Source organism: Promicromonospora kroppenstedtii DSM 19349 (genome assembly GCF_000515355.1).
Taxonomy (GTDB): domain Bacteria; phylum Actinomycetota; class Actinomycetes; order Actinomycetales; family Cellulomonadaceae; genus Promicromonospora; species Promicromonospora kroppenstedtii.
Genome location: NZ_KI911725.1, coordinates 7,005 through 12,115 on the forward strand (window position 1 = coordinate 7,005; position 5,111 = coordinate 12,115).

Below are 5,111 nucleotides of genomic sequence, written 5' to 3' on the forward strand. Positions count from 1 at the left end.
GCCGGGGTCGGCGGCGCCGTGAGCGACCGCGGGCGCGAGCACCTCGACGCGTTCCGGGACGTCGCGGCCTCGTTCGCGCAGTCCTCGGACACCGCGACGCTCGGCGCGTTCCTGGCCTGGCTGGGTGTCGCGGGCGAGCGGGAGCGCGGGCTCGACATGCCGGTGCACGAGCCCGACCCCGACGCCGTCCAGGTCATCACCGCGCACGCCGCGAAGGGCCTGGAGTGGGACGCCGTGGCCGTGGCGGGCCTGGCCGACGGCGCGTTCCCCACCTGGGACCGCGGCTCGCGCTCGGGGGAGTCGTCGTCGGGCTGGCTGTCCGACCTGGGCGAGCTGCCGTACCACCTGCGCGGCGACGCGGACGACCTGCCGCGCTTCGACTGGGAGCACGCCTCCGACACCAAGGACCTGGTCGCCCTGCGTGACGAGTTCAAGGCGGAGTGCGGCGAGCACCGGCTCGCCGAGGAGCGGCGCCTGGCCTATGTGGCGTTCACGCGCGCCCGCCGGGAGCTCTTCCTCACCGCGTCCTGGTGGGGCACGGCCAGCCGCCCGCGCGGTGTCTCCCCGTTCCTCGCCGAGCTGGCCGAGGCCGAGCTGGTCAAGACCGACCTGTGGGCCCCGATGCCGGAGCCCGACGCCGAGAACCCGCGCAACGCGGAGGAGATCACGGCGGTGTGGCCCGCCCCGGACGGCGGCGCGGACCAGCCCAGCCCGGCCCCGACCGCTCGCGACGTCCTGCGTGCCACGGCCTCGCTGGTGGACGCGGCCGCGGAGGAACGGCTGGTCGCGCTCGCCGCCATGCGGCTCCCGGCCGACGCGCTCACCGCACCGCAGGGCGTCCTGGCGGATGCCGCCGGCCACGACCTGGTCGACCTCGCCCGCATGCTCCTGGTCGAGCGGAACCGGCGCACCGACCGCGAGGTCGCGTTCCCGGCGCACGTCTCGGCGTCGGGTCTGGTGCGGCTTGCCGCCGACCGCGACGCGTTCGCCCTCCAGCTGCGCCGGCCGGTCCCGGTGCAGCCCACGGTGCACGCCCGCCGCGGCACCCGGTTCCACGAGTGGGTCGAGCAGTTCTTCACGTCGGCCACGCTGCTCGACGTCGACGACCTGCCCAGCGCCGAGGACGACGACCTGCCCGAGGACACCGACCTCGACAAGCTGCGCGACACATTCCTGGGGTCGGAGTGGTCCGCCCGGATGCCCGTGGCGGTCGAGGTCGACGTCGAGACCCCGGTGGCGGGCGTCATGCTGCGCTGCCGCATGGACGCCGTCTTCAAGGACCCCGCCGCCGGCCCCGACGCCGTCGTGGTGGTCGACTGGAAGACCGGCCGCGAGCCGCTCGACGCCTCGGCGCGGGCCGCCCGCGAGGTGCAGCTCGCCGTGTACCGCCTGGCATGGTCCCGTTGGACGGGGCTGCCGCTGGACCAGGTGAGCGCGGCCTTCTACTACGTGGGCTCGGACACGACCGTGCGCCCGGACCGGCTGCTCGACGAGGCCGAGCTGGAGGCCCTGATCACGGGCGCCTGAGTCACGCCCCGACCGGCCCGCCGAACCACTCCTCGATGAGGGAGCGCGCGATCGAGGACCGCCCGGGCAGGCCGAGGTGGCCGTCCGCGACCGCCGTGGCGACCTGGTCGCGGGTGAACCAGTCGGCCTCGGCGATCTCGTCCTCCTGCCGCGTCAGCTCCGTGGTGGTCGCCCGGGCCCGGAAGCCGAGCATGAGCGACGCCGGGAACGGCCACGACTGGCTGCCGCGGTACTCGATCGAGGCGGGGTCGATCAGCACGCCGACCTCTTCCGACGTCTCGCGGGCCACGGCCTGCTCCAGGCCCTCCCCGGGCTCGACGAACCCGGCCAGCACCGAACGGCGGCCCAGGTCCCACTGTGGGCCGCGGGCCAGGAGCAGCCGGTCGTCGGTGTCGGTGATCGCCATGATCACCGCGGGGTCGGTCCGCGGGAAGTGGTTGGACTCGTCCGCCGGGCAGTGCCGTACCCAGCCCGCCTGCTTCACCTCGGTCCGCGTGCCGCACAGCGGGCAGTGGGTGTGCACCGCGTGCCACTGGGCCAGGGCGACGGCCTCGACCACCAGGCCGACCTCCAGGTCGGGCGCGTCGAGCGTGCGCAGCCCGGTCCACTCGACGTCGAGCTCCGGCTCGGCCTCGACGTCGGCCAGGACCAGCCCGAGGTGGCTGACGCCGTCGGCCTCCCCGAGGAAGAGCAGGGCCCGCGTCGCGAGGTGTGCCACGTCGTCGGGCGCGAGGAACGCGACCCGCGACCCGACCGTTGCCACCCGGGTGCCCCGCACCACGAGGACCCGCGTGCTCTGCTCCTTGCGCAGGTCGTCGAGGAGGCCGGGCACCGCGCGCCGGTGGGCGGCACGGTCGTGGGCCGAGCGGGCGAAGGGGAGGTCGAGAGGACGCACGGGACGACGTTAGTCCTCTCGCGGACCGGTGCCGCACCCGCGTTGTGGTCGGACACGCCACCGTCCCTGCGCCGTCGGGTGCCAGGCGCTGCTCTAGGGTGAGCACGTGTCCCGCACGCCCCTCGCTCTCGCTGCCCTCTCGACCGCCGCCGTGCCGGGTCTCGACGCCCAGTCGGTCCGCGTCGGGGACCTCGCCGGCGACTACGACGTCGCGGTCGTGACCGGTGCGGACGACCAGGAATGGGTGGTGCGCGCGCCGCGCACCACCGTGGCGGGCGCAGCCCTGGAGGCCGAGATCGAGCTGCTCGACGCGCTCCGGCTCTACATCGACACGGGCGTGCTCCCGTTCGTGGTGCCGCAGGTCGCGGGCTACGCGCTCCTGCCGGAGGGCGGCCGGGCCGTCGTGCACCGCCGGATCATCGGCGACAACCTCGACGTCGAGTCCCTGGAGCAGGGCCCCGGGCTGGCCGCCGACCTGGGCCGGGCCATCGCGGCCATCCACGAGCTGCCCACGTCCGTCGTGGAGACGTGCGGCCTGCCCAGCTACACCGCGTCCGAGTACCGGGAGCGGCGGCTGACCGAGGTGGACGAGGCGGCCCGCACCGGCCGCATCCCGCCCACTCTGCTGCGCCGCTGGGAGACCGCGCTGGAGGACGTCTCCCTCTGGCGGTTCAAGCCCGTGGTGACGCACGGCGACCTCGCGCCCGACCAGCTGCTCGTGGACCGGCAGCGGGTCGTGGCGGTCTCGGGCTGGTCGGAGGCCCGCGTGGCGGACCCCGCCGACGACCTCGCGTGGCTGATCGCCGCGGCGCCGATGGAGGCCGTGGACTCGATCATGGAGGCCTACCAGCTGCGCCGCACCGAGCTGAGCGACTCACGCCTCGCCGAGCGCGCCATGCTCGTCGGCGAGCTGGCGCTCGCACGCTGGCTCCTGCACGGCGTGCGGCATCGGCTGCCCGAGGTCGTCGAGGACGCCACGTCCATGCTTCAGGACCTGGACGAGGCGACCCTCGACGAGGGCTGAGCGCCTCAGGCCGCCAGGGCCTGCTTCACCTGGACGAGGCTCGGGTTGGTCACGGCCGAGCCGTCCGGGAAGACCACGGTGGGCACGGTCTGGTTGCCCCCGTTGACCTGCTCCACGTACGCGGCGGCCTCCGGCTGCTCCTCGATGTCGATGACGGTGTAGCCGATGCCCTCGGAGTCGAGCTGCGTGCGCAGCCGCCGGCAGTACCCGCACCAGGTGGTCGAGTACATGAGGACGGTGCCGTCCTCGGGGAGCGGCGTGGTCGTCTCGGACATCTGTTCTCCTTGTCGGTGGTTGCTGCGAGAATCGCAGGGATGCTCACCCAGACCAACTCCGCCGGTGGTTCGAATCATCCTGGACCGCTGAGCCCCGACGCGATCCTGACCGCCCTCGACCCCGAGCAGCGCGAGGTCGCCCTCGCGCTCAACGGGCCCGTGGTCGTGCTGGCGGGCGCGGGCACGGGCAAGACCCGCGCCATCACGCACCGCATCGCCTACGGCGTCCGCATCGGGGCGTACAAGCCGACCAGCGTGCTGGCGGTGACGTTCACGGCGCGTGCGGCAGGGGAGATGCGCACCCGGCTGCGGGGTCTGGGCGTCCAGGGCGTGCAGGCCCGCACGTTCCACTCCGCCGCGCTGCGCCAGCTCGGCTACTTCTGGCCCCGGGTGGTGGGCGGCGCCCCGCCGCGCCTGCAGGAGTTCAAGGCGCCGATCGTGGCCGAGGCCGCGCGGCGGGTGGGCCTGAGCGTGGACCGGGTGGCGGTCCGCGACCTGAGCAGCGAGGTCGAGTGGGCCAAGGTCTCGCTCGTCACGGCCGACGACTACGAGAAAGCGGCGTACGCGACCGGCCGTGAGGCGCCGTCGGGCTACGACGCGCAGGCGGTGGCCCGGCTGATCACGGCCTACGAGGACGTGAAGACGGAGCGCGAGGTCATCGACTTCGAGGACGTGCTGCTCATGCTCGCGGACATGCTGAACAGCCACAAGATCGTGGCCGACGAGGTCCGCTCGCAGTACCGGCACTTCGTCGTCGACGAGTACCAGGACGTCTCGCCGCTGCAGCAGTTCCTGCTGGACCAGTGGCTGGGTGGGCGCAAGGAGCTGTGCGTGGTCGGAGACCCGTCGCAGACCATCTACTCCTTCACCGGCGCCACCCCGCGCCACCTGCTGGAGTTCCGGCGCACCTACCCGGAGGCGCAGGAGATCCGTCTCGTGCGCGACTACCGGTCCACGCCCCAGGTGGTGAACCTGGCGAACGAGGTGCTCAAGCGCGCCGGCCGCGCGGGCGGCGCGCACCAGGCGCTCGAGCTGATCGCGCAGCGCGATCCCGGCCCGGCGGTCGCCTTCACGGCGTACGACGACGACGAGGCCGAGGCGAAGGGCATCGCGGCCCGCGCCGCCCGGCTGATCGAATCGGGGGTCAAGCCCAGCGAGATCGCCGTGCTGTACCGCACCAACGCCCAGTCCGAGGCGTTCGAGTCCGCCTTCGCCGAGGCCGGCGTGGGCTACCTGGTGCGTGGCGGCCAGCGGTTCTTCCAGCGCAAGGAGGTCCGCGACGCGCTGGTGCTGCTCCGCGGGGCCGCCCGTTCCGCCGACCCGGCGCTGTCCATGCCGGACCAGGTGCGCGACGTGCTGTCCGCCGCCGGCTGGGCCGACCGGGCGCCCG

5 protein-coding genes are annotated in these 5,111 nt (G+C 74.0%); 3 read left to right on the top strand and 2 right to left on the bottom strand.

Annotated features, from left to right (window positions below; genetic code table 11):
* Window positions 1-1,527, top strand: a 1,527-nt coding sequence (locus PROKR_RS21105; RefSeq protein ID WP_036966949.1) for a 3'-5' exonuclease, incomplete at its 5' end; no start/stop codon positions are given.
* Between the two features lies 1 nt (window position 1,528).
* Here PROKR_RS21105 and nudC read toward each other — a convergent pair.
* A complete protein-coding gene (nudC, locus tag PROKR_RS21110; RefSeq protein WP_036966952.1) occupies window positions 1,529-2,422 on the bottom strand; it encodes an NAD(+) diphosphatase in 894 nt (297 codons plus the stop codon).
* 106 nt (window positions 2,423-2,528) lie between these two features.
* Here nudC and PROKR_RS21115 point away from each other — a divergent pair, with 106 nt between their 5' ends.
* Window positions 2,529-3,446 (top strand): macrolide 2'-phosphotransferase, encoded by a 918-nt coding sequence (locus PROKR_RS21115; RefSeq protein ID WP_036966956.1) that lies wholly within the window; start codon window positions 2,529-2,531, stop codon window positions 3,444-3,446.
* 5 nt (window positions 3,447-3,451) lie between these two features.
* On the opposite strand, the gene PROKR_RS21120 is transcribed toward PROKR_RS21115, so the two are convergent.
* Window positions 3,452-3,721, bottom strand: coding sequence for a mycoredoxin (locus PROKR_RS21120; protein ID WP_036966958.1), 270 nt, complete (start codon window positions 3,719-3,721; stop codon window positions 3,452-3,454).
* 39 nt (window positions 3,722-3,760) lie between these two features.
* Between PROKR_RS21120 and PROKR_RS21125 the strand changes: the two genes are divergently transcribed.
* Window positions 3,761-5,111 (top strand): ATP-dependent helicase (locus tag PROKR_RS21125; RefSeq protein WP_051433213.1); only part of this gene is annotated, 1,351 nt, incomplete at its 3' end.